This is a genomic window from Vreelandella titanicae, assembly GCF_014697095.1.
Lineage (GTDB): Bacteria > Pseudomonadota > Gammaproteobacteria > Pseudomonadales > Halomonadaceae > Vreelandella > Vreelandella titanicae.
In genome coordinates, this window is sequence record NZ_CP059082.1 from 2,921,183 (window position 1) to 2,943,854 (window position 22,672).

Here is a 22,672-nt window from a genome sequence, read left to right on the forward strand (position 1 = left end):
TTGCAGTGCAGCAAATCAAGGCAAGACAAGCTACATCACGATGAGTCACTCCAAGGCTCATGCCAAGGAACTAAACAGGAGCAGACACTATGCAAGACAATATGATGGACGCCTTCAACGCCCAAACTAAGCAAATGTTTGAGCCCATGCGTAAAATTAATTCGCTGATGCTCAACAACATGGAAAAAATGACCCAGTATCAGCTGGAAGCCATGAAGCGCTACAGCCAGATGGGTACAGAGCGCATTCGTAGCGCCACTGAAATTCAAGACGCAGAAAGCCTGCGTGATTTCGGCACCAAGCAAGCTGAAATGATGAACGAGCTTTCCCAGCAGATGCAGGAAGACGCGCGCGTCATGAGCGAAATGAGCCTGCAGTTTAAGTCTGAAATGGAAAAAATGTTCAGCGAAGCCGGTCAGCAAATGTCCGAGCAAGCCAAGGCGGCTACAAAAAGCGAGCAACCTGCCAAAGCCTCTAGTCAGTCATCGCGCAAAAGCTGATTAGTGACCTCATCGCGGCGCCCAAGGGCGCCGCGATGCATTTATAAGCTTTAATTTATATATGCTTACATAGCCAAAGTGGTCGGTGCGCCCGATGATAGGCGTAGGGAGAATGAGTATGCAGTCAGCGTGGCACAATCCGTTCCAGGCAATATCACAAGGGCTATCTGACAGCCTGTCTGAAGGGCTTTCTCAAGGACTGCCTGAAGGGTTATCCCCAGAGGAAATTGAAGCCTGGAATAACCAGCTTAAAGAGATTAGCGAACAGTACCAAGGATTGATGCAGGATCTGCTTTCCCGTATTGCGCCCAGTGAAGCCGCCGACTCAATTTACAGTGATATGCGTGAAAGCTTTGAAGCGGGTGCTCAGTCATTAATGCAAAACCCTACGCTGCTGTGGGAAACCCAGAACCGTTTGCTTCAAGACCAGTGGCTATTGTGGCAACAGGCCCTGCGTGGCATGGCTGGCGAGCAAATAACGCCGCTGATTACTCCGGCTAAAAGTGACCGTCGCTTCAAAGATGAAGCCTGGACTCAAAACCCCCACTATATGGCCATTATGCAGCAGTACTTACTGTTCTCGCAGATGGTGGAAGAGCTGGTTGAAAACTTAAGTGGGTTGGATGAAACCCAGAAGCGTAACTTGATGTTTTACGCGCGCCAGTTGGTCAACGCGATGGCGCCCACTAACTTTATAACTACCAATCCAGAGGTCATGCGCTGCACCATTGAAACCCGTGGTCAAAACCTAGTGGATGGTCTGGCCCGTCTACGTGAAGATTTAGGTAACTCTGGTGAAGGCATTAATGTCCGCATGACAGACCGCGCCGCCTTTGGCGTGGGCGAAAACATAGCGGTAACGCCCGGTTCAGTGGTGTATGAAAACGAACTGATTCAGTTGATCCAATACACGCCAACGACGGAAAAGACCTTTAAAACGCCATTGCTAATGGTGCCGCCGTGGATCAATAAGTACTACATTCTCGATCTGCGTGAAGATAATTCCATGGTGAAGTGGCTGGTGGATCAGGGCCATACGGTGTTCCTGATCTCCTGGCGTAATCCTGGCCCGGAGCAGCGCGATATTACCTGGGCCGATTATATGCAGATGGGGCCGATCAGCGCGATAGAAGCTATCGAGCAGGCCTGCGGCGAGAAGTCGGTTAATCTCCTCAGCTACTGTGTCGGCGGCACGTTAACGGCATCTACGGTAGCGTACCTCACCAGCACCCGCCGTGGGCGCAAAGTAAAGTCGGTGACCTATATGGCCACGCTGCAGGATTTTCGTGATCCTGGCGATATCGGCGTATTTCTCAATGAGCGGGTGGTTGAAGGGATCGAACAAACGCTAGAAGCGAAGGGCTACCTTGATGGCCGCTCGATGGCTTACACTTTCAATTTGTTGCGTGAGAATGATCTGTTTTGGTCGTTCTACATTAATAACTATTTGAAGGGCGAGACGCCTGCCGCCTTTGATCTACTCTACTGGAATACTGATGGTACCAATTTAACCGCAGGCACCCATGCCTGGTATTTACGCCATATGTATTTAGAGAACCGCTTGGTTGAGCCAGGTGGCATTGAGTTGGATGGCGTGAAAATTGATCTGCGCAAGGTGTCGGCGCCCAGCTATTTTATCTCCACCAAAGAAGACCACATCGCCAAATGGAACAGCACCTACTATGGGGCGTTGCTACCCAAGGGGCCGGTGACCTTTGTGCTCGGCGGCTCGGGGCATATCGCAGGTATCGTCAACCCGCCCCATAAGAACAAGTATAGCTACTGGACTAACGACACACTGCCCGAAAGCCATGAGGAGTGGCTTGCAGGTGCTACGGCTCAGGAAGGCTCCTGGTGGCCTCACTGGCAGGCATGGATGACCGACAATGGCTATGCCAATAGCGAAAAAATGGTGCCCGTGCGCCAACCAGGGGACGGTGAACTCAACATTATTGAGCCTGCGCCGGGCCGCTACGTGAAGATGACAATCCCCGAAGTGTTGGGGGAAATCCCGTCTTCTTCGTAATTGGCATAGGCGAATAGCCTAAGGTTTCGCGAGCTGAAACTCCCTCCCACTAAAAAGCCCGCTGACATTTTTGTCAGCGGGCTTTTCTTCGCCACTGTCAGTTTCGAATGAGATAGTCGAAAGCACCCAGCGATGCCTTGGCGCCTTCGCCCATGGCGATGATGATCTGCTTGTAGGGCACGGTAGTTACATCGCCTGCGGCGAAGACGCCGGGCACGGATGTCATACCGTGAGCATCGACGATGATCTCACCGCGGGGCGTCATTTCAATCGGAGAGCCTTTCAACCACTCGGTGTTAGGCACCAGACCAATCTGAACAAAAATGCCTTCCAGCGCGATGGATTTGCTCTCGTCGGACGTGCGGTCTTTATAGTTCAAGCCATTCACACGGCTGCCATCGCCCGTTACTTCGGTGGTTTGTGCGTTGAGGATAATATCGACGTTAGGCAGACTCTTGAGCTTTTTCTGCAGCACTGCGTCGGCACGCATCTCACCCATAAACTCTACGAGCGTGACATGGCCGACAATACCCGCCAGATCGATCGCCGCTTCAACGCCAGAGTTACCGCCGCCAATCACCGCTACCCGCTTACCTTTGAACAGCGGGCCGTCACAGTGAGGGCAGTAAGCCACCCCTTTGTTGCGGTACTGCTGTTCGCCGGGCACGTTCATTTCGCGCCAGCGGGCACCCGTCGCCAGTACCAGGGTTTTGCTCTTAAGCGTCGCACCCGACTCAAAGGTGACTCCGTGCAGCCCACCTTCCGCCTCGGCTGCTTTAAACGCCGTGGCAAGCTGCAGGTTCATGACATCGACTTCGTAATCTTTTACGTGCTCTTCAAGCGCGCTAACTAGCTTGGGGCCTTCGGTATGGGAAACGGAGATAAAGTTTTCAATTCCCATGGTGTCAGCCACCTGACCACCGAAACGCTCAGCGGCAATGCCGGTGTTAATGCCTTTGCGTGCTGAGTAAATGGCGGCCGCCGCGCCTGCCGGGCCACCACCAATGACGAGCGTATCGAAAGCGGCTTTCTCGTTGAGCTTTTTGGCATCGCGTTCGGCGGCACCAGTATCAACTTTGGCCAAAATCTGCTCAAGGGTCATACGGCCTTGATCGAACGGCTTACCGTTCAGATAGATGCTTGGTACTGACATGATTTCCCGCGACTCAACTTCGTCCTGAAACAGTGCCCCGTCAATAGCGACGTGACGAACGTTCGGGTTGAAGATAGCCATGAGGTTAAGCGCTTGAACCACGTCAGGGCAGTTCTGGCACGAGAGCGAGTAGTAAGTCTCGAAAAGCATCTCGCCGTCGAGGGCTTTGATTTGGTCGAGTAGCTCAGCAGACGTTTTAGGCGGATGACCGCCGACTTGCAGCAGTGCCAACACCAGCGACGTGAACTCGTGGCCCATGGGGATACCGGCAAACACCACGCCAGTTTCTTCACCCGGGCGGTTAATCGCAAATGATGGCGTGCGGTCGTCCTGGCCATCGCTGTGTAGGGTAATCTGATCGCTCAGGCTGCTGATGTCCTCAAGCAGGCCGAGTAGTTCTTGTGACTTGGCACCGTCATCGAGGGAGGCAACGATCTCGAACGGCTGAGTCACTTTTTCCAGATACGCTTTTAACTGGGATTTTAAATTGGCGTCCAGCATGACAGTAGCTTCCTCGCAAGTAACAGACGTATTAAATACACGCGTGTGACGGCACTAATCATTAATAATTTAAAACTGTTTTAAAACAGAACGCCCGGGCGAAACCCGGGCGTTGAACCTGCACGCTCTTGCGCCACGCAAATAAGAGCAAGCGCGTGAAAGCCGTAGGCGGTTTAGATTTTGCCTACAAGATCCAGTGAAGGTGCCAGCGTTTCTTCGCCTTCTTTCCATTTAGCCGGGCACACTTCGTTCGGGTTGGCACGAACGTATTGAGCGGCTTTCACTTTACGCAGCAGCTCTTCGGCGTTACGGCCGATATTGCCAGCGTTGATTTCGACAATTTGGATTTTACCGTCTGGGTCGACAACGAATGTGCCGCGCTCAGCAAGACCCGCTTCTTCAATCAACACTTCGAAGTTACGTGAAATCCGTAGCGTCGGATCGGCGATCATTGGGTACTGCAGCTTGCCGATGGTCTCTGAGCTGTCGTGCCATGCTTTGTGAGTGAAGTGGGTATCGGTCGAAACGCTGTAGATCTCAACGCCCAGCTTCTTGAACTCGGCATAGTGATCGGCCAAATCGCCCAGCTCAGTGGGGCAAACAAAGGTAAAATCGGCGGGGTAGAAGAAGAAAATAGACCACTGGCCTTGCAGATCAGCTTCACTTACGTCGACGAATTCGCCATTCAGGTAAGCAGTGGCTTTAAACGGTTTTACTTCAGTGTTGATCAAGGACATTCAGATAATCTCCAGTTGTCATGAGCGAAGGGTTTATAAAGTAGTGCTAATGCTAACGGCTAGCGACTAATGTCTAAAATTAAAAAAAGCCATCTAGCCAATAGCATTGCCCTATTGGCGTACCACAAGATCCTGTTTTACTAGCTACTTAATGGGGTCGGTAGGGCAAAATACAAGAATTTTTCACATTGGCTTGCGGTAGGCGTCACTGCACCGCAAAATTCGCACGGTCAGTAATATGGCCTACGCTATTGTTAGCCGCTGAGGGCTGTTGCCGGCAGCAGCAGGGCGCACTTGGTATGAAGACACTTGGCAAAACATTTGGCTGAATTGTTTAGTGAATGCTGAATTGTTTAATGACTAGTTGAGACAACAGGAGCAGTGATAATGGGGAACATCCACAAACTTTCCGCGGCCGTTGCGGCTATCTCATTCGCCGCAGCGGCTAGCGCTGCCCACGCTGAAGAGGTGCGGGTATTTAACTGGTCAGACTACATTGCCCCGGAAACGCTGGAAAAATTCACCGAGCGTACCGGCATTGAAGTGACTTATGACGTTTATGACAGCAATGAAATTTTGGATGCCGCACTGCTCGCCGGGCGTTCCGGCTACGATGTGGTGGTACCTTCTACCTACTATTTTACCCGCCAAGTGAAAGCCGGTGTTTTTCAGCCGCTCAACCATGAGTTACTAACCAATTTAGACAATCTCAACCCCGAGCTGATGGCCAACCTGGAAACTATCGACGCCGGTAGCGAATACTCGGTTCCCTATATGTGGGGCACCAATGGAATCGGCTATAACGTTGACCGGGTAAAAGAAATTCTGGGTGATGACGCGCCGGTAGATAGTTGGGCACTGCTGTTTGATCCTGAAATAACCGCTGCATTGAGCGAAGCGGGCTGCGGCTTGTCGATGCTGGACTCTGCCGATGAAATGCTCTCGCCCGCCATGGCGTACCTGGGGTTTGATCCCCTGAGTGAAAATCTGGACGATATTGAAGCGGCTGGCGAACTGATCGCCGACGTTCGCGACGACATGACTTATTTTCACTCTTCCCGCTATGTGTCCGATCTGGCGAATGGCGATATCTGCGTGGCCGCTGGTTACTCGGGTGATGTTTTCCAGGCCGCCGATCGTGCTGAAGAAGCAGGGCGAGATTTCACCATCGCCTATAGCATTCCTAAAGAAGGCGCCGCGCTCTGGTTCGACATGATGGCAGTACCCGCCGATGCGCCTAATACTGAAAACGCTCACGCCTTTATCAACTTTATTCTTGACCCGGAAATCGCTGCTGAAATTACCGAGTACGTGCGTTATGCCAATCCTAACGCGGCGGCCGATGAGTACCTCTCTGATGAAATCATCAATGACCCGGCTATTTACCCAGAAACCGAGGTCATGCAAAACCTATACGTACAGGCTGAAAAGCCTCAAGATGTGCTGCGTGCCCGTACGCGCATTTGGAACCGCGTAAAGTCTGGTCGTTAAACCGACATTTATCCGACGGCGAGCCTGGAGTTAATTCTCTATGGCTCGCTGCTCGTCTTTTTTAATGCCCGGATTGCCGGGCCTTTTGATGGGAGTGGCGAATGGTCACTACGCCCCTGTCGAACGAGCCTTCATCTGCTTCGCCAATCACTCCTTCTTCGTCGCGCCCCCAGGGTAAAACCCCGCGGTTTGCTGAAGATGTGGTGCTGGAAGTAAAACGCTTAAGCAAGCGGTTTGATGATGCGCTGGCGGTGGATGATGTCAATTTGCAGGTTAAGCGCGGAGAAATTTTCGCGCTATTGGGTGGTTCCGGGTCAGGTAAATCAACCCTGCTGAGGATGTTGGCGGGGTTTGAAACTCCTTCTGAGGGCCGTATTTTATTAGACGGTGAAAATATCACCGCTATGCCTCCGCACAAGCGGCCTATCAATATGATGTTCCAGTCCTATGCGCTATTTCCGCATATGACGGTGGCGCAGAATATTGCCTTTGGTTTAAAGCAGGATAAGCTCCCCAAAGCGGATATCGACGCTCGCGTCGCGCAAATGTTGAAGCTGGTGCATATGGAGCGCTTTGCCAAGCGCAAACCGCATCAACTTTCTGGCGGTCAGCGCCAGCGTGTAGCACTGGCGCGTTCGCTGGCCAAGCGGCCCAAACTGTTACTGTTAGACGAGCCCATGGGCGCACTGGATAAAAAACTGCGCACTGAAATGCAGCTAGAGGTAGTGGAGATCATCGAGCAGGTGGGTGTTACCTGCATTATGGTCACTCACGACCAGGAAGAGGCCATGACCATGGCCGACCGCGTGGCGATCATGGCCGATGGCTGGATCGAACAAATAGGCTCGCCGATCGATATTTATGAAAGCCCGGTGAGCCGCATGGTGGCGGAATTTGTCGGTACGGTGAATCTGTTTGAAGGAGAGATTAGCGAAGATGCTGCTGACCACTGCCGCATCGTCGCTCCCGCGCTCGAGCGGCCCATTTATATTGACCACGGTATTACCACCCAGGCGTCGAATCGGTGGGTTTGGGTCGCGCTGCGCCCTGAAAAAATCTGGCTAACCCGCGAGAAACCCACAACAGAATATAACTGGGCAGAAGGCAAGGTGGATGATATTGCCTATTTAGGCGGTTTCTCGCTCTACTACGTGCGCACCCAGTCGGGCCAGATCATTAAAGTCAGTATGGCCAATACCGAGCGTCGCGGTGATCGACCCACCTGGGAAGACAGTGTGTATGTCTACTGGGAAGATCACAGTACGATTGTTTTGAACCGCTAGCGTCTTGAGCTGCTAACGTTTTGAATTGCGATAGTGGCGCATTCCTTACCGCGAGGAGACTGCCTTTAATGAAGTTATCTCGTTCTTCAGCACTGCTCAAACGCTTGCAGCTGGGGCGCCGAGCAGTGATCGCGTTTCCGCTCGTGTGGCTGATGCTGTTTTTTTTACTGCCCTTTGCGCTGGTGCTCAAAATCAGCCTCTCCGAAGCGGCGATTGCGATTCCGCCCTATGGCCCGCTGCTTGAGTACGCCGATCAGACGCTGCATGTCTTTCTTAATCTGGGCAATTATCTCTTTCTGCTCTCAGATTCGTTGTATATCGCCGCCTATTGGGGCTCAGTGAAAACGGCGTTTATTGCCACGCTGGCCTGTTTGTTGCTCGGTTACCCGATGGCGTATGCCATGGCCCGAGCCCCAGCACGCTGGCAACTGCTGTTACTGCTGCTGGTCATGTTGCCGTCATGGACGTCGTTTTTGATTCGTGTCTATGCCTGGATAGGAATTCTAAGCAACAGTGGGTTAATCAATAACCTGTTGATCGGGATTGGCCTGATTGATTCGCCGCTGCGCATGATGAATACCCAGTTTTCAGTAACTATTGGCATTGTTTATGCCTACTTGCCGTTCATGGTGCTGCCGCTATATGCCCACTTAACGCGCATGGATAACTCGTTGTTAGAGGCCGCTGCAGATCTTGGCTCGCGCAAGTTCAATACCTTTATCAAAGTCACCTTGCCGCTCTCTACGGGCGGCATTGTGGCCGGTTCGATGCTGGTGTTTATACCTGCGGTAGGGGAGTTTGTGATTCCTGAACTGCTGGGCGGCCCTGATACGCTAATGATCGGCAAAGTGCTGTGGGAAGAGTTCTTTCTCAACCGCGACTGGCCCGTGGCGTCGGCGCTGGCCATGGTGATGCTACTGCTATTACTGGTGCCGATAGTCTGGTTTCATCGTTACCAGTCCAAGGAGCTTGAATAATGAGCATGCGACGGCCGAGCTTCTCAACGGTCATGCTGGTGCTTGGTCTGCTGTTTCTTTACCTACCGATGTTTGTGCTGGTGGTGTATTCGTTTAACGCATCGAAGCTGGTGACGGTGTGGGCGGGGTTTTCCACCCAGTGGTACGGCGAGCTGTTTCGAGATCAGCAGATTTTGTCGGCGGTATGGACGAGCCTGCGCATCGCGTTTTTCGCGGCCAGCATGGCGGTTTGCCTGGGCACCGTGGCAGCCTTTGTAATGACACGCTATGGTCACTTCCGGGGCAAAACGGCGCTGTCGAGTATGGTCACAGCGCCGCTGGTGATGCCCGAAGTCATCACCGGTCTTTCGCTGCTGTTGCTATTTGTGCAGATGGCGCAGATTACCGGCTGGCCAGCCGACCGGGGTATGGCAACCATTTGGATTGCTCACACCACCTTTTGCAGTGCCTATGTGGCGGTCGTGGTGGCTGCGCGGCTGCGGGAAGTGGATCACTCCATTGAAGAGGCCGCCATGGATTTGGGTTCACCTCCAGTGAAAACCTTTTTTTCTATCACGCTGCCGATCATTACCCCCGCGCTGGCTGCAGGCTGGCTGCTGGCGTTTACCCTCTCCCTGGATGACCTGGTGATCGCCAGCTTTGTTTCCGGGCCAGGGGCCAATACGCTGCCGATGGTGGTGTTTTCTTCGGTGCGTATGGGGGTGTCGCCGAAGATTAATGCGCTTGCTACATTGATCATCCTAACGGTATCGCTGGCGACACTGTTGGCGTGGTTTCTTATGCGACGTAATGAGACCCGGCGGAAGGCTGCTCTACGAGAAGTTTAAATCAAACTATAGAACGTCGTCGTCGCGCCCGGCGACGACGCTATCGAGTTCTCCGGTCACCGGTGAGACGATGATCTGTAGCTGGATGGGCGCGCAGCATTGATGGCAATCCTCCCAGGTATCATGGCTGCCCTGTGACGTATCAATCAAGAAGGTCAGCGGCGAATCGCAGTAGGGGCAGTGGAAGTCATAATTGACCAGGGCGTCGTCTTGCATTGTTGGCTACCTTGTATAGCGGATGCGCTAAATCAGTTTCTTACCCAATGAGTGTAGCAGTGTGGTCGTCGGGTAGGGCATCGTAGGATTGAATCAGGTAGGATATCCCAGGATTTAAGTTCCCAAAGCAACGCAGCGAGAGTAGCGATGATGTTACGTAACATGGCAGTAGCGGCCCTAGTGGCCTTTCCGATGGTCGCGTTGGCTGAAACCCCCAATGTCACCGCTGGTGAGTGGGAGTTTGTGAGCAAAACCAGCGTCACCGGCGAAATGGAAATTCCGGATCAAACGGAAACCGAGCGCCAGTGTATTAGTCAGGAAGAGCTTGAGGGAGCTGAATTTGGCTTCATCGAGGAAGAAGAAGGCTGCGAGCTGCTCGACCAGGAGCTCAATGCGGACGGTCTAAGCTACAGCATGGTGTGTCGCGCTGAGGGTGGCGAAGCTACCATCGATGGCGAAATGCGTTTTATGGGCGAGCGTATCGAAGGCAGCGTCGATATCCTTACCCAGTCCCCCATGGGTGAGCTGAGCATGAATACCGTGATTGAAGGCGAGTATCTTGGCGAGTGTGAGTAATCGCTAGCTCTCTTTTCAAAGGGTGCCAACAGGCACCCTTTTTCATTGAGGTCGTCATTGCGAGGAGCGCAGCGACGCGGCAATCTCAAGCGTGCGGTGGCCTCTAAAAACCAGATTGCTTCGCTGCGTTGGCAATGACATCAGTCAGATGGTGCATTAGCAATTTCCTCCTCTAATCGCCTTTTCACTGCCCCGGGCGAACCGGTGTGGCGCGCCAGCAAGTCGTAAGCCACAGGCACCACAAACAGCGTAAACAGCGTGGCCGAGCCGACCCCCGCCATAATCACGGTGCCGATAACCAAGCGAGACTCAGACCCCGGCCCTGTCGAGACAATCAGCGGAATGGCGCCGGCCATGGTGGTCACGGCGGTCATTAAGATAGGTCTTAAACGCGTTACAGAGGCTTCAATCAACGCCGAACGGAAGGCTTTACCCTCATCGCGCAACTGATTGGCAAACTCGACAATCAAAATGCCGTTTTTCGCCGCCAGGCCAATTAGCAGCACCAAGCCTACTTGGCTGTAGATATTAAGCGATTGACCGCTTAGCAGCAGGGCGAGCAAAGCGCCGCTCATTGCGAGCGGCACCGTAAGCATTATCACAAAGGGGTGAATCAGACTTTCGAACTGCGCTGCTAACACCAAAAAGACCACAAGCGCGCCCAGTATTAGCAGGAAGGCGGTGGCGCCACTGGCTTGCTGGAAGTCCCTTGAGGCGCCTGCCACATTGGTTTGCGCCTCTTCCGGCAGTAGCTCCGCGGCGCTCTGCTCTAAATAGGTCAAAGCTTCGCCAAGGGGGTAGCCATCCGCCAGGTTGGCTTCAATGGTAATCGCCCGTATACGGTCAAAGCGGTTCAAAGTGCTGGCGCCAGCAAAGTCGGAGAGGGTGACCAAACTGGCCAGAGGGATCAGCTCACCTGTGCGAGCGGATCGAACCTGAATGTTATCCAACGCCCTCGGGCTGTTTTGACTGCCGCGGTCACCTTCCAAAATGACGTCGTACTCTTCACCATCATCAACATAGCGAGTGACGTTACGGCCACCTAACAGCACTTCAAGCGTTCTGCCGATCTCGGTAACCGTAACGCCTAGCGAAGCGGCACGCTCGTAGTCAATATCGACTCTTAGCTGCGGCTGGGTTTCGTTGTAGTTGCTCTCTAGTGCCATCAAGCGCGGGTTGTTTTCACGCACATGATCGATCAGCGTATCGCGCCAGCGGGCAAGCTCTTCGTAAGTCCCGCCGCCCAGCACAAACTGCACCGGCTTCTGGGTACGCTGCCCAAACCCCTGGCGCATCACCGGGAAGGCTTGTACCCCCGGCAACGTACGCAGCTTTTCGCGTACTTCGCCCATGATCTCCCAGGCACTGCGTCGACTGCCCCAGTCGGCCATATTGACGATAATAAAGCCGCTATTGAAATTCTCTATGTTGCCGTAGCCACGGGGGGCGCGAACGACTACGCGCTCCAACTCACCGCTCTCCACCAGTGGCGTCATCCGCGCTTCGATCTCATCCATATAATCCATCATGTAGTCGAAGGTGGCGCCTTCAGGGCCATTCACTAATACGATAAAGTTACCGCGATCCTCTTGAGGCGTGTATTCGTTGGGCAGTACCGTGGCCAGCCAGGCGGTGGCGCCAATCAATAATACAAACGCCGCGACCACCAGCCAACGCATTTTGAGCATCCATTCTAACGTGGCCTGGTAGCGGCGTTGTGTGCCGCTGAGCAACCACTGCACGGCTTTGCCAATCCGGCTGTCGTGCATACTAGGCTTAAGAATTTTAGACGCCATCATCGGCGTAAGCGTCAGTGCCAGCAGCGTAGAGACTACGACCGCGGCGGCCATGGTCAGCGCGAACTCGGAAAATAGTCGGCCAATATCGCCTTGCAACATACTGAGTGGCAAGAAAACCGCCACCAACACCAGAGTGGTGGCAATGACTGCAAAGGCGATTTGCCGGGTTCCGCGAAAGGCGGCGACTAGCGGTGTCTCGCCGTAGTCGTGCATACGTCGGTTAATATTTTCAAGCACAACGATGGCATCATCGACAATCAGACCGATCGCCAGCACCAGCGCCAGCAGAGTTAGCAGGTTAATTGAGAAATTCATCGCTGCCAGAGCAGTAAAGGCGCCAATAACGGCAATCGGAACGGTCACCGCGGGTACCAGGGTGGTGCGCAAATTGCCCAAAAACATAAAGATCACCACCACCACCAAGCCCATGGCGATAAACAGCGTCATAACGACCTGCTCAATCGCCCCGGAGACGAACAGCGAGGCGTCGTAGTTCAGGCTCAGTGACATCCCTTCAGGCAGGGTACCTTGTAGGCGTTCAAGTTCGACCTGAACGGCTTCAGAGAGCTCTATCACATTGGCCGTCGACTGCATGATCATACCTAGGCCGACCATGGGGATGCCGTTAGAGCGGAAGACAGAACGATCCTCCACCGCGCCGACCTCTACTCTTGCTACGTCAGCAAGGCGCACCAGATAGCCGTTTTCCTCCTGGTTTTGAGGAGAGCTGAGGGCGAGGCGCTGAAAATCTTCGGCACTGGCAAAACTACGGGGGAGGCGGACAATAAACTGCCGATCCTTGGATTCAAGCGAGCCTGCCGGTAGCTCTACGTTCTCTGCCCGCAGTGCGTCTTCGATATCGCTAACGGTGAGTCCCCGTGCGGCCAAGGCATTGCGATCCAGCCACACGCGCATGGCGTAGTCACTGCCGCCGCCGACACGCACCCGTGCTACCCCTGGCTGAACGGAGAGGCTGTCGACCAAAAAGCGGTTAGCGTAGTCGGTTAGCTCAGTAATGGAATAGTCGTTTCCGGAAAGGCTTAACCAAACCACCACTTCTTCGCTGCTATCGGCTTTGGTGACCTCTGGGTTGTCAGCGTCGTCGGGTAGGTTGCGCAGCGCACCGGAGATGCGGTCGCGAATATCATTGGCGGCGGCATTGATATCCATATCAATGCCAAATTCGATCTCGATCTGAGAGCGACCATCCTCGCTTTGCGAGGTAATCAGCTCAATGCCTTCAACGCCAGCAATGCGGTCTTCTAATACTTGGGTAATCCGTGTTTCGACGACGCTGGCCGAGGCTCCGGGGTAGCGGGTATCGATGGTGACCACTGGCGGGTCGATGGTGGGGTACTCTTGCAGCGGCAGACGATTGAGTGCCAGCAGGCCAAAGGCAATAATCAGCGCCGCGATTACCATCGCCAATACCGGCCGCTGAACAGAGATATCCGATAAACGCATTAGCGGTCGGCCTCCAACAGCGCTCGTATACCGGTCTCGTCATCGGCGATCCCGATTAACCTGGCTTCTTGCCCGTCACGGGCCAGCTGTAGGCCATGAAAGACAATTAAATCGTTGGCGGCGAGTCCCTCGAGAATTTCCACCTCGCCATTGCGGCGCTCGCCTATCACCACTTCACGCCGTGCCAAGCGTGTGCTGCCTCCACTCTGTTCAATTAACATCACGAAGTGACGGTCACCGCTAGGCTCAATGGCCGCCTCAGGGATAACAACCGTATCGCGTACGTGCTGTTGAACGATCACTTCCATCAGCATGCCAGGCCGCAAGCGGCCATCGGTATTCTCGAGATCAGCGCGGACGCTTACGCTGCGCGTGACTGGATCCACCCGTGTGCCGATGGTGGCAATTTCACCGCTAAAGAGGGCGTCAGGGTAGGCGGCAGTTGTGGCATTGAGCATCAAGCCTGGTGAGAGGCGGTCGAGAAATACTTCGGGGACGCTGAAATCTAGCTGCATAACATCCAATTTATCGAGCGTCACCAGATCCATGCCTGGAGTGACCAGGGCGCCAACACTGATATTGCGAAAGCCGACACGGCCACTAAAGGGGGCTTTTATCTGGTAATTGGCCAACTCCGCTTCAATCGCTTGAATATCGGCATCTGCCTGGCGCAGCCGTGATTGGCTATCTTCTACATCGGCCCGAGCCGCCAGGTTGCGCTCTTGCAACTGGGAAGCGCGATTTGACGCATTACGCCGCTCTTCGCGAAGTGCCTGGGACGCCCTCAGCTGCGCCTGCTCCTCGGCATCCTCCAGACGAATAAGCAACTGGCCTTCTTCGACCTGTTCGCCGTCACGGAAATTGATCTCGGCAACGATATCCGTGACGGTAGCCGATAGTGTGACGCTCTCATCGGCACGGAGGGTGCCCAAGGCTTCTATTGGATCCGACCAGGTAGTCATGATCGCCCGGGTGCCTATGACTGACGGCGCCGATTGGGCGAGCGCTACGCTGGAAAGCAGAAGAGTGAGAGGCACGAGTGCGAGTTGCAACAGCCGTCGTTGATGAAAGGGCAAAAGCATAGTGTTCTCAGCGTTAGATAATATTTATACAGTTATTGTATATGGTAATTGTATCCGCATAATAATTTTTAAGTGCGACCCTGTTAGAATGCCTGCCTTTTACGACGGGAGTCGCTCTCAATATGAGCTGTCCATTATGATCTATGACGTTGTCATCATCGGTGCTGGCGCCGCAGGCTTAATGTGCGCAGCGCAAGCGGGCTATGCCGGAAAGCGGGTCTTAGTGCTTGATCATGCTAACAAAGCGGGCAAGAAGATTCTCATGTCCGGGGGTGGCCGCTGCAACTTTACCAATCTTGGCACAACGCCACAGCACTTTTACTCTTCAAACCCTTACTTTTGTATTTCGGCGCTCAAACGTTACCGCCCTGAGCACTTTGTTGAGCTGGTCGAGCGCCATGGCGTTGAACATGTTGAGAAAACGCCGGGTCAGCTATTCTGTGCAACCTCGGCTAAAGATATTGTCCATACGTTACTAACCGAGTGTGAGTGGGCTGGGGCTGAAATCAGGCTCAGCACCCAGGTTACCCGCGTGGAGCAACAGGGCAGTGCCATGCGTCTAACGACTTCGATAGGTAAAATCGATGCCGGGGTGGTCGTCATCGCGAGCGGTGGGCTTTCCATTCCGAGCATGGGCGCGACGGGTTTTGGCTACGACATTGCCCGTCAATTTGGTCTAGAGGTATTCGCTACGCGACCCGGGCTGGTGCCCTTTACCTTAAGCGATAGCTGGAAAGCGCGCGCAGCTGAGCTCTCTGGTTTGAGCGTGCCAGTGGCTGTTAGTGCTGGCAGTCGCCGCTTTGTGGAACCCATGCTGTTTACCCACCGCGGCTTGTCTGGGCCGGCGATGCTGCAGATATCCAGCGTTTGGCAGCCAGGGGAGAGCATTAGTATCGATCTACTGCCCAATGAAAACGTGGCGGAATCCCTACGTGAGGCACGCCAAGAAACGCCTAAGCGTCAGCTCTCGACTTGGCTTGGCGAACGCTTTCCGAAACGCTTTGCGCAAGCACTGCTGGAGTGGTACCCCGACCATGACTTGGCGCGGCCCCTGGCCCAGTATGCTAATGCCGCATTGGATGAGTGGGCGCAAAGACTCAACGCTTGGCAACTGAAACCAGCAGGAACAGAAGGTTGGCGTACCGCAGAGGTAACCATGGGCGGGGTCAATACCGACGCGATTTCGTCCAAAACCTTTGAGGTTAAAGGCTTACCACAGTTGCGCTTTATCGGAGAAGTATTAGATGTAACGGGAGAGCTAGGCGGGTATAACTTTCAGTGGGCGTGGGCGAGTGGCGTAGCCTGCGGGCAGGCTGTTTAATAAGCTGATCAAAGATTTGCAAGTGCCGTAAACCGATACACTGGCTGTATTAAGCCTCTTGTGTTTTGGCGATGGGTTCAAGTTTAGGGGCTGTTGACGTTTCGCTTATGGCAGCGCTGAAAAGTCAACAGAGCCTAGGGCAATGCTGCCAAGAGGTCGGCTGGTAGGTCGATCAGGCGCTTCCTTACAAGTGCCGAAACAGACTAGGATCTAATCCAGCTTTTTGAATTCGATAGGCTAGCTTAGCTCTCGTTACGCCTAGTTCTCTGGCGGCCTTCGACACGTTGCCATCTGTTTTATAAAGTGCATTTGACAAAATTTCTGCCTCACTTCTCCGGTGACATTTAGCGCTCTTCTGCGTATCGTCAAGCTTACCCCGGCCCAATAGATCAGGCCCACTTGTGCCAGCCTCCAGTTCCCCTGTGGGATCAATATTGAGACCTGACTGACCAGGGGGGTTGAGTTTTGTGGCAAAGCCAACGTCATCAAACATATGAAACACATTGAGCGATTCAGAATCTAGCGCGTTAATCACGCCACGTTCTATTAAATTCTGCAGCTCGCGAATATTTCCAGGGTAACTATAGTCTAAAAGTGCTTCACTAGCCTTTCGGGTGAGTCCTGGAATATTTTTTTTATAAACGTTTGAGTAGCGGTATAAAAAATGTTCGATCAATAAGGGGATATCATCCTGGCGTTCTCTAAGAGGGGGAAGGCGAATAGGAAAAACATTTAAGCGGTAATAAAGATCCTCTCTGAATAGTCCATTCTGCACTTCCTTGAAAAGATCTTTATTTGAGGCGGCAACAACCCTGACGTTAACTTGGATAGGGTGTGCTCCACCGACTCTTTCTATTTCGCCATTCTGCAGGGTGCGCAGAAGCTTACCTTGTGCCTCATAACTTAATGATGGAATTTCATCAAGAAATAGTGTGCCCCCATTGGCTCGTTCGAACCGACCCGGTCGACTTTTTTCTGCACCTGTAAACGCACCTTTCTCTACGCCAAACAGCTCTGCCTCAACCAATGTGTCAGGGATTGCAGCACAGTTAAGGGCGATAAAGGGGCCGTTTGCCAAGTTGCTTTTGCGGTGAAGCTCGTTAGCAAACAAGTCTTTCCCAACACCGGATTCTCCATTGAACAGTACCGTGGCTGGCGTTGGCGCGACTCTTTCGATCTTCTGCAAAGCAATACTGACGGCTGCTGAAATACCCACGATCTTTTGGGTATCTATTTTCTCACGGATAGAGGCAGGAGATGACGCTGTCGTCACGCCAGGGGTTTGTCGAGACGACTTACGCGCTCTAGGCGCAAGGTATTCTCCTGGAGTGAGCCAGCTAAGGTCATGGGTACTGCCTATTTCTTGGTTTGTCATCTCACCTACGATTCGGCAGAAAGAGCCGCCGCAGCCAGCACACTCCAACTCACGATATATCACTCGCTTACCGTAGAAAGCACTGGCGTAGCCGCTGGCATAACCTAGCTGCATCCAGCAAACCGGTTCACGTGATAGGCCGTACGCATTTATATGTTCGGCGGCCTCGATTGAACCATGCCAAAGGAACTCGGCATTGAAAATACCGTTCGGGATGTCGTGGTCGCGTCGTACCGTTTCGACTTTAACCATCCCCATGACTGCATGTAACCGCTCCCCCGCGGTCAACGCACCAGCTTCATCGTTTAGTGGCCAATGTTTTCGTACAAAAGCTGCGTCGGCAGATCCAGCTGAAAAACCTACGCGCATCAGCAAGCTGCATGCTCTAGAAAAGCCTAGTGATTCAATGATTTCCCTGCGCAACACACCAAATGCATTAGCCCCAAGTAGCACCATGCGGCGATCATCGAACCAAATTTTTCCATCGTTAGGGGTAAGGCGCAGCCTCTCTGTCAAATCACGTAAAGTGGGTGGGTCTCCATCATCAAGGCCTATCTTACAAGAACTCGCTTGATTGGGTTGCGTTGTCATTTTCGAAAGCATCATTTTTTTTGTCATGTCTTTCTCATTTTTTTATTAAAAATATTAAATTAATTAAATACTGGCGAGTCTTGTTCAATCCTTCAGTTGTACTTTAGTCGTGTCTAGTCTCTTAACTTCCTTTGAATAATAAGAATTTTACTTGATTTTTTATACTAAGGTCTAGGTTTTGAGTAGTTGGCATAGCAATTGCTGAATAGTTCTCTGTAATACATCGTTTCCATAAATAAAGTGAGAACAATAATGGCTAATGCACCCGCTAGTAATGCTTATCGTATCGTAGAAGTTCCTGAACCAATGAAGGCAATGCAAGACCGATTTGGGCGTGAGGGAAGCTATGTAGGGCTCTCTGAGGTAGAAAGCCCATGGGTTCCTTTTGGTGATAATGCAGCTATACGGCATCTGGCCTTTGATGTAAGAAATAATGTTTATTGCAATATTTTATGGATTAAAAGCCCTGGTGTGATTGGTACCCATAAGCACCGAGGAATGGTATGGGCTGTAGGAATGGAGGGATCTTTCCGATATTTGGAATACGACTGGGTTTGCGGGCCTGGAGAGTTTATAACGGAAATGCCCGGACAGGCTCACACGTTAGTGACCGACGATGCTAATGGAATGAAAGCTCTATTTTGGATGCAGGGAGCTAACGAGTTCTTCGATGAGAAGGGGGAGTGGGCAGAAACGCTGGATGTTTTCTGGTTCATCAATCACTACGTCACTTACTGTGAAGAACACAATATCCCCATCAATGAGCAGTTATTTCTATGAGGTGGGGTATGCGTGTATTAGAGCAATTCAGCGTAGAAGGGCGTTCAGCCCTGATCACGGGGGGAGCCTCAGGTTTAGGACTTGCCTATGCCGAAGCGTTGGCAGAAAACGGCGCTAACGTGACACTAGCGGATATAAACATCGACGCAGCCGAATGTGAGGCACAAAGGCTCCGTGACGAAGGCTGCAAGGTTCATGCTGTCCAGCTAGATGTCGCTGATCGAATGCAGACCAGTCGAGCCTTCGAAGAACATGTCCGCCAGTTTGGCAACTTGGATATTGTTTTTGCTAATGCGGGGATCGATCCTGGGGCAGGGTTTTGGAACCCTTCAGGAGGGCGAAATAGAGATGGTCAGATTGACGTTTTAGATCCAGCCCGCTGGGATAGAACAATTTCTATTAATCTGACGGGGGTCTTTAATACTCTGCGAGTGGCAGCTAAATACATGAAGCCACGGCGTCGAGGATCAATTGTTGTCACGTCCTCCAATGCTGCCTTTATTACAGAGCCTGTGGTCGGGCTTGCTTACATGCCTGCAAAAGCGGGAGTGTCCCATTTAGTACGTCAAGTTGCCTTAGAGTTGGCAGAGTTCCGGATCCGGGTCAACACTATCGCGCCCGGCGGTTTCGTAACCAACATTGGTGGTGGCTGGTTGAAAGACGAAGCAGTTCGCCAGGCCTGGAACGCCAAGGTACCTCTAGGGGAAATCGCTGATCCTGAACAGATCAAGGCACTGGCGCTATACCTAGCCTCTGACGCCTCTTCCTATATGACCGGTGCTCAATTGGTTATTGACGGAGGCACTTCTCTTGGGAGGGTGGGCTGATGCGTGCTGCCGTCTTTCAGGGGTTACACCAGCCTTTAGATGTTTGCGAACTTCCAGACCCTACACCAGGAGACGATGAGGTTGTCATCCAGGTGAAACGATGTGGAATTTGTGGCTCCGATCTCCATATGACTGAGGATCCCATTTTCGGCATTTGTCCTGGCGATGTGCTGGGTCACGAATATGCAGGCGAGATAGTCGCTTTAGGTCGAAAAGTCAGTGATGTATCTATAGGAGATCTTGTATCCGTTATACCTTTCCGAAGTTGCGGTTATTGCGCTGCATGCCGTTCTGGGAATCCTGCTTGGTGTCTAGATATGGCGTTGGAGGGAGGGGGATATGGTGAATATGCCGTCACCGCTGCGCGCCAGTGCGTACCTCTTCCTCTCAATGCAAGCATGGACGACGGTGCAATTGTAGAGCCTTTAGCCGTTGCTCTCCATGGTCTCCAGCTATCCGGCATGAAACCTGGTGACCGTGTCCTCATCCTTGGTGCTGGGCCTATCGGGTTAGCTGTCGCTTTTTGGGCGCGCCGCTTTGGCGCTCAGACGGTTGTCATACAGGATATTACCCGATACCAAGAACAACGTGCCTATGACATGGGGGCGACCGGTTTTGTTTGTGATCCATATCAACCCATTAAAGCTGCAGAGCGGTCACTTGGAGGTTCAGCAGACATAGTATTCGAGTGTGCGGGCGTTCCTGGTCTCATTGCGCAAGCCATTGAGCAGGTTCGCACGCACGGTACGATTCTGCTTCTTGGTTTATGCACTAAGCCTGACAGCTTTATACCCTTTAGTGCTTTATCAAAGGAAATACGCCTTCAAAGTAAGCGCTCCATAAACCCCATCTACCCAAGCTAACGCGTGCTGATCACACTGACGATCTCTTTGGTTTTGGAGATCGTCATGAGCTGTGAACTTAACCCCACCCAGGCCTTTTGGCTTGGCCATCTTTACTGTGCCTCAGCGTTGAGCATACCGTTAAGTGATTACGCCGACTCACAGGCGTTACCCCTCACTGACCTGCTGACATGGGAGAAGCGCTTAAGCGTGCAAGGCTTGCCGGTACCACCACGCTGCCGTCCTGCCCGCTTTTTGTCGGTGGAGGTGGTGACATGATCCGTCCCGGCACCGATCTGACGGTGTACCTGTGCCGGGATCCCGTGGACATGCGTAAACAAATCGATGGCTTGGCCTTGCTGGTTCAGGAGGCCATGGACTTGAATCCGTTCGATCTGGCGCTCTTTGTGTTCGGCAATCGCCAACGCGATAAAGTGAAGCTGCTGTTCTGGGAACGTAACGGCTTTGTGGTGTGGTACAAGCGCTTGGAGCGCGAACGATTTAAATGGCCCACGCACCTGGAAGGCGACACGGTGACACTGACCGGCCAGGAACTAAATTGGCTGTTGGACGGGGTTAACTTGAAGGCCATGCAACCCCATAAAGCGTTGGATTTTCAGCAGGTTGGTTAGCTTTTTTGCTCCCGCTTCAGTGGCGTTTTTGATAGACTAGGCGATATGAAAAACGCCGATTCCTCCTCGCCAACGGTCTCCCAGCTTGAGCGCAAGCTAGCCGCTGCCGACGCTGAAAATGCGCGGCTGTTGGCGTTGATGGAGAAAAAGGAAGCCCAGTGGGAAGCCACCAAGCAATCGCTGTTTGAACAGTTCCGGTTGGCCCTGGAGCGCCAGTTCGGCCCTTCCACTGAGAAGTATCAGGTGGATCAGAAAGACTTGCTGATCAACGAAGCCGAAGTGGCGGTTGACGAGGAAGACGGCGCCACCGAGGCGACAGATAACGATGTCGTGGATGACACCACGGTCAAGCTCGCCACGCCGACGACACATCGAACCCGGGGTGGCCGGGTGGCGTTGCCGCCCGAACTTCCACGGGTTGAGGTGGTGCATGAACTCCCCGAAGAAGCTCGCCACTGTCAGGACGATGGCACCGCGCTAACGGTCATGGGTGAAGCGGTTAGCGAGGAACTTCACGTGGTGCCCGCACGGGTCGAGGTCATCCGTCATGTCCGGCGCAAGTATGCGTGCCGAACCTGCGAAGAGGGCGTTAAGATCGCCGCGGCACCCGCTAAGCTACTCCCCAAAAGCAATGCCAGCGCCACGCTGTTGGCGTATGTGGCGACCGCCAAGTACCAGGACGCCTTGCCGCTATATCGACAAAGCCAGCTCTTAGCCCGCCATGGGGCTGAGATCCCCCGTAATACCTTGGCCCGCTGGATGGTGCAGGCCGGTGAACGCATCATCCCGTTGATCGACACTTTGCGCCAACACCTCTTAAACGCCCCGCTGATCCACATGGACGAGACGACGCTCCAGGTGAATCAAGAAGCGGATCGTCACGCGAGTGCCACGTCCTACATGTGGGTACAGCGCGGTGGGCCGCCGGGCCAACAGGTCGTCTTGTTCGATTATGACGCTAGCCGTGCCGGGCGGGTACCTGTTCGCCTGCTGGGCGACTATGCGGGCCGCTTGATCACCGATGGCTATGAAGGCTACGCCGAGGTCGTGCGTCGTAATGGGATCACCCAGGCGGGCTGTTGGGCGCATGCCCGGCGCAAGTTCGTCGAGGCCCAGAAAGTGCAGCCCAAAGGCAAAACCGGTAAAGCCGACTGGGCGCTCAACCAGATCCGCAAGCTGTACGGCGTGGAAAAGCAGGCCAAGGCGCTTGAGCCCGACGCGCGCCATGCGCTGCGTGACCAGAAGAGCCGCCCGTTAATCGATCAACTTCGCACCTGGCTCGACAAGTCACTGGCCCAGGTGCTGCCCAAAAGCGCACTGGGGAAAGCCCTTCACTACCTGGATCATCAGTGGCCCCGGCTGACCCGTTTCCTGGACGATGGCCTTATCCCGCTGGACAACAATCTGGCAGAGAACGCCATCCGCCCGTTTGTGGTGGGACGCAAGAACTGGCTGTTCAGCCACACCCCGAGCGGTGCTCAGGCCAGCGCGGCGATCTACAGCCTGATCGAAACCGCCAAGGCCAATGGCCTCTCGCCTTACGACTACTTGCAGCACGTCTTCGCGACACTGCCCACCCTCAAAAACGATGACGAACTGAACACGCTGCTGCCCTGGCAGTGGAAAGAGACATTACCGGTCTGAACAATGACTGGCTAGATGTAGTTATTGG

Annotated in this window: 20 protein-coding genes; 14 read left to right on the forward strand and 6 right to left on the reverse strand. The window is 53.3% G+C overall.

The genetic code is table 11. The annotated features are described in order from the left end of the window. The first annotated feature begins 89 nt into the window (after positions 1 to 89). Positions 90 to 500, forward strand: coding sequence for a phasin family protein (locus HZS52_RS13415; protein WP_007113285.1), 411 nt, complete (start codon positions 90 to 92; stop codon positions 498 to 500). Positions 501 to 618: 118 nt separating this feature from the next. Further along, complete coding sequence (gene phaC / locus HZS52_RS13420; RefSeq protein ID WP_022522770.1) at positions 619 to 2,526, forward strand: class I poly(R)-hydroxyalkanoic acid synthase; 1,908 nt, start codon at positions 619 to 621, stop codon at positions 2,524 to 2,526. Between the two features lie 97 nt (positions 2,527 to 2,623). On the opposite strand, the gene ahpF is transcribed toward phaC, so the two are convergent. Both ahpF and ahpC read right to left on the reverse strand, forming a co-directional pair. After that, positions 2,624 to 4,180: an alkyl hydroperoxide reductase subunit F gene (gene ahpF / locus HZS52_RS13425; RefSeq protein ID WP_190372950.1), complete on the reverse strand. Its 1,557-nt coding sequence runs from the start codon at positions 4,178 to 4,180 to the stop codon at positions 2,624 to 2,626. 173 nt (positions 4,181 to 4,353) lie between these two features. After that, positions 4,354 to 4,917 (reverse strand): alkyl hydroperoxide reductase subunit C, encoded by a 564-nt coding sequence (gene ahpC, locus HZS52_RS13430; RefSeq protein WP_190372951.1) that lies wholly within the window; start codon positions 4,915 to 4,917, stop codon positions 4,354 to 4,356. A 387-nt stretch (positions 4,918 to 5,304) separates the two neighbouring features. On the opposite strand from ahpC, the gene HZS52_RS13435 reads away from it, so the two are divergent. From HZS52_RS13435 to HZS52_RS13450, 4 genes are all read left to right on the forward strand, one after another. After that, positions 5,305 to 6,408: a polyamine ABC transporter substrate-binding protein gene (locus tag HZS52_RS13435; RefSeq protein ID WP_022522773.1), complete on the forward strand. Its 1,104-nt coding sequence runs from the start codon at positions 5,305 to 5,307 to the stop codon at positions 6,406 to 6,408. 101 nt (positions 6,409 to 6,509) lie between these two features. Then, positions 6,510 to 7,691: an ABC transporter ATP-binding protein gene (locus tag HZS52_RS13440; RefSeq protein WP_190372952.1), complete on the forward strand. Its 1,182-nt coding sequence runs from the start codon at positions 6,510 to 6,512 to the stop codon at positions 7,689 to 7,691. Between the two features lie 68 nt (positions 7,692 to 7,759). Then, positions 7,760 to 8,668: an ABC transporter permease subunit gene (locus HZS52_RS13445; RefSeq protein ID WP_190372953.1), complete on the forward strand. Its 909-nt coding sequence runs from the start codon at positions 7,760 to 7,762 to the stop codon at positions 8,666 to 8,668. Further along, positions 8,668 to 9,495, forward strand: a complete 828-nt coding sequence (locus HZS52_RS13450) for an ABC transporter permease subunit (RefSeq protein ID WP_027958412.1) — start codon at positions 8,668 to 8,670, stop codon at positions 9,493 to 9,495. The genes HZS52_RS13445 and HZS52_RS13450 overlap by 1 nt, the downstream gene beginning before the upstream one ends. Before the next feature lie 6 nt (positions 9,496 to 9,501). Here the strand turns inward: HZS52_RS13450 and HZS52_RS13455 are convergent, their stop codons facing one another. Beyond that, positions 9,502 to 9,711 (reverse strand): zinc ribbon domain-containing protein, encoded by a 210-nt coding sequence (locus HZS52_RS13455; RefSeq protein WP_027958413.1) that lies wholly within the window; start codon positions 9,709 to 9,711, stop codon positions 9,502 to 9,504. 147 nt (positions 9,712 to 9,858) lie between these two features. Here HZS52_RS13455 and HZS52_RS13460 point away from each other — a divergent pair, with 147 nt between their 5' ends. Further along, positions 9,859 to 10,287 (forward strand): DUF3617 domain-containing protein, encoded by a 429-nt coding sequence (locus HZS52_RS13460; RefSeq protein WP_022522778.1) that lies wholly within the window; start codon positions 9,859 to 9,861, stop codon positions 10,285 to 10,287. Positions 10,288 to 10,427: 140 nt separating this feature from the next. Here HZS52_RS13460 and HZS52_RS13465 read toward each other — a convergent pair whose 3' ends face one another. Both HZS52_RS13465 and HZS52_RS13470 read right to left on the reverse strand, forming a co-directional pair. Next, positions 10,428 to 13,550 carry an efflux RND transporter permease subunit gene (locus HZS52_RS13465; RefSeq protein ID WP_190372954.1) on the reverse strand — a complete coding sequence of 1,041 codons (3,123 nt, stop codon included), beginning with the start codon at positions 13,548 to 13,550 and terminating at the stop codon, positions 10,428 to 10,430. Further along, positions 13,550 to 14,632, reverse strand: a complete 1,083-nt coding sequence (locus tag HZS52_RS13470) for an efflux RND transporter periplasmic adaptor subunit (protein WP_138800513.1) — start codon at positions 14,630 to 14,632, stop codon at positions 13,550 to 13,552. Before HZS52_RS13470 ends, HZS52_RS13465 begins: the two co-directional genes overlap by 1 nt. Positions 14,633 to 14,768: 136 nt before the next feature. Between HZS52_RS13470 and HZS52_RS13475 the strand changes: the two genes are divergently transcribed. Continuing rightward, positions 14,769 to 15,953, forward strand: coding sequence for a BaiN/RdsA family NAD(P)/FAD-dependent oxidoreductase (locus HZS52_RS13475; protein WP_027958416.1), 1,185 nt, complete (start codon positions 14,769 to 14,771; stop codon positions 15,951 to 15,953). A 184-nt stretch (positions 15,954 to 16,137) separates the two neighbouring features. Here HZS52_RS13475 and HZS52_RS13480 read toward each other — a convergent pair whose 3' ends face one another. Continuing rightward, a complete protein-coding gene (locus HZS52_RS13480) occupies positions 16,138 to 17,946 on the reverse strand; it encodes a sigma-54-dependent Fis family transcriptional regulator (RefSeq protein ID WP_190372955.1) in 1,809 nt (602 codons plus the stop codon). 225 nt (positions 17,947 to 18,171) lie between these two features. Here HZS52_RS13480 and HZS52_RS13485 point away from each other — a divergent pair, with 225 nt between their 5' ends. The 6 genes from HZS52_RS13485 to tnpC are packed head-to-tail and all read left to right on the forward strand — an operon-like array spanning position 18,172 to position 22,644. After that, the gene (locus HZS52_RS13485; RefSeq protein WP_022522783.1) at positions 18,172 to 18,699 is read left to right on the forward strand and encodes a 2,4'-dihydroxyacetophenone dioxygenase family protein; all 528 of its coding nucleotides are present in this window, start codon (positions 18,172 to 18,174) and stop codon (positions 18,697 to 18,699) included. An 8-nt stretch (positions 18,700 to 18,707) separates the two neighbouring features. Then, positions 18,708 to 19,526 (forward strand): SDR family NAD(P)-dependent oxidoreductase, encoded by an 819-nt coding sequence (locus tag HZS52_RS13490; protein WP_027958417.1) that lies wholly within the window; start codon positions 18,708 to 18,710, stop codon positions 19,524 to 19,526. Further along, positions 19,526 to 20,389, forward strand: a complete 864-nt coding sequence (locus tag HZS52_RS13495) for an alcohol dehydrogenase catalytic domain-containing protein (protein WP_223827928.1) — start codon at positions 19,526 to 19,528, stop codon at positions 20,387 to 20,389. The genes HZS52_RS13490 and HZS52_RS13495 overlap by 1 nt, the downstream gene beginning before the upstream one ends. Positions 20,390 to 20,434: 45 nt before the next feature. Next, on the forward strand, positions 20,435 to 20,647 hold the full coding sequence (locus HZS52_RS13500) for a hypothetical protein (protein ID WP_190372956.1): 213 nt from the start codon (positions 20,435 to 20,437) through the stop codon (positions 20,645 to 20,647). After that, positions 20,644 to 21,000, forward strand: a complete 357-nt coding sequence (tnpB, locus tag HZS52_RS13505) for an IS66 family insertion sequence element accessory protein TnpB (protein ID WP_190372957.1) — start codon at positions 20,644 to 20,646, stop codon at positions 20,998 to 21,000. Before HZS52_RS13500 ends, tnpB begins: the two co-directional genes overlap by 4 nt. Before the next feature lie 45 nt (positions 21,001 to 21,045). Beyond that, entirely contained in the window at positions 21,046 to 22,644 is a 1,599-nt protein-coding gene (tnpC, locus tag HZS52_RS13510) for an IS66 family transposase (protein WP_190372958.1), read from the forward strand. Positions 22,645 to 22,672 lie beyond the last annotated feature (28 nt).

Excerpts from the sequence above, each read along its gene's own strand:
- HZS52_RS13445 (WP_190372953.1), top strand. The coding sequence starts at position 7,760 with ATGAAGTTATCTCGTTCTTCAGCACTGCTCAAACGCTTGCAGCTGGGG.
- ahpC (WP_190372951.1), bottom strand. The coding sequence starts at position 4,917 with ATGTCCTTGATCAACACTGAAGTAAAACCGTTTAAAGCCACTGCTTAC.
- HZS52_RS13490 (WP_027958417.1), top strand. The coding sequence starts at position 18,708 with ATGCGTGTATTAGAGCAATTCAGCGTAGAAGGGCGTTCAGCCCTGATC.
- HZS52_RS13465 (WP_190372954.1), bottom strand. The coding sequence starts at position 13,550 with ATGCGTTTATCGGATATCTCTGTTCAGCGGCCGGTATTGGCGATGGTA.
- HZS52_RS13415 (WP_007113285.1), top strand. The coding sequence starts at position 90 with ATGCAAGACAATATGATGGACGCCTTCAACGCCCAAACTAAGCAAATG.
- HZS52_RS13450 (WP_027958412.1), top strand. The coding sequence starts at position 8,668 with ATGAGCATGCGACGGCCGAGCTTCTCAACGGTCATGCTGGTGCTTGGT.
- HZS52_RS13485 (WP_022522783.1), top strand. The coding sequence starts at position 18,172 with ATGGCTAATGCACCCGCTAGTAATGCTTATCGTATCGTAGAAGTTCCT.
- HZS52_RS13440 (WP_190372952.1), top strand. The coding sequence starts at position 6,510 with ATGGTCACTACGCCCCTGTCGAACGAGCCTTCATCTGCTTCGCCAATC.
- tnpB (WP_190372957.1), top strand. The coding sequence starts at position 20,644 with ATGATCCGTCCCGGCACCGATCTGACGGTGTACCTGTGCCGGGATCCC.
- HZS52_RS13480 (WP_190372955.1), bottom strand. The coding sequence starts at position 17,946 with ATGACAAAAAAAATGATGCTTTCGAAAATGACAACGCAACCCAATCAA.
- ahpF (WP_190372950.1), bottom strand. The coding sequence starts at position 4,180 with ATGCTGGACGCCAATTTAAAATCCCAGTTAAAAGCGTATCTGGAAAAA.
- HZS52_RS13455 (WP_027958413.1), bottom strand. The coding sequence starts at position 9,711 with ATGCAAGACGACGCCCTGGTCAATTATGACTTCCACTGCCCCTACTGC.
- HZS52_RS13460 (WP_022522778.1), top strand. The coding sequence starts at position 9,859 with ATGATGTTACGTAACATGGCAGTAGCGGCCCTAGTGGCCTTTCCGATG.
- HZS52_RS13495 (WP_223827928.1), top strand. The coding sequence starts at position 19,526 with ATGCGTGCTGCCGTCTTTCAGGGGTTACACCAGCCTTTAGATGTTTGC.
- phaC (WP_022522770.1), top strand. The coding sequence starts at position 619 with ATGCAGTCAGCGTGGCACAATCCGTTCCAGGCAATATCACAAGGGCTA.
- HZS52_RS13500 (WP_190372956.1), top strand. The coding sequence starts at position 20,435 with ATGAGCTGTGAACTTAACCCCACCCAGGCCTTTTGGCTTGGCCATCTT.
- HZS52_RS13475 (WP_027958416.1), top strand. The coding sequence starts at position 14,769 with ATGATCTATGACGTTGTCATCATCGGTGCTGGCGCCGCAGGCTTAATG.
- HZS52_RS13435 (WP_022522773.1), top strand. The coding sequence starts at position 5,305 with ATGGGGAACATCCACAAACTTTCCGCGGCCGTTGCGGCTATCTCATTC.
- tnpC (WP_190372958.1), top strand. The coding sequence starts at position 21,046 with ATGAAAAACGCCGATTCCTCCTCGCCAACGGTCTCCCAGCTTGAGCGC.
- HZS52_RS13470 (WP_138800513.1), bottom strand. The coding sequence starts at position 14,632 with ATGCTTTTGCCCTTTCATCAACGACGGCTGTTGCAACTCGCACTCGTG.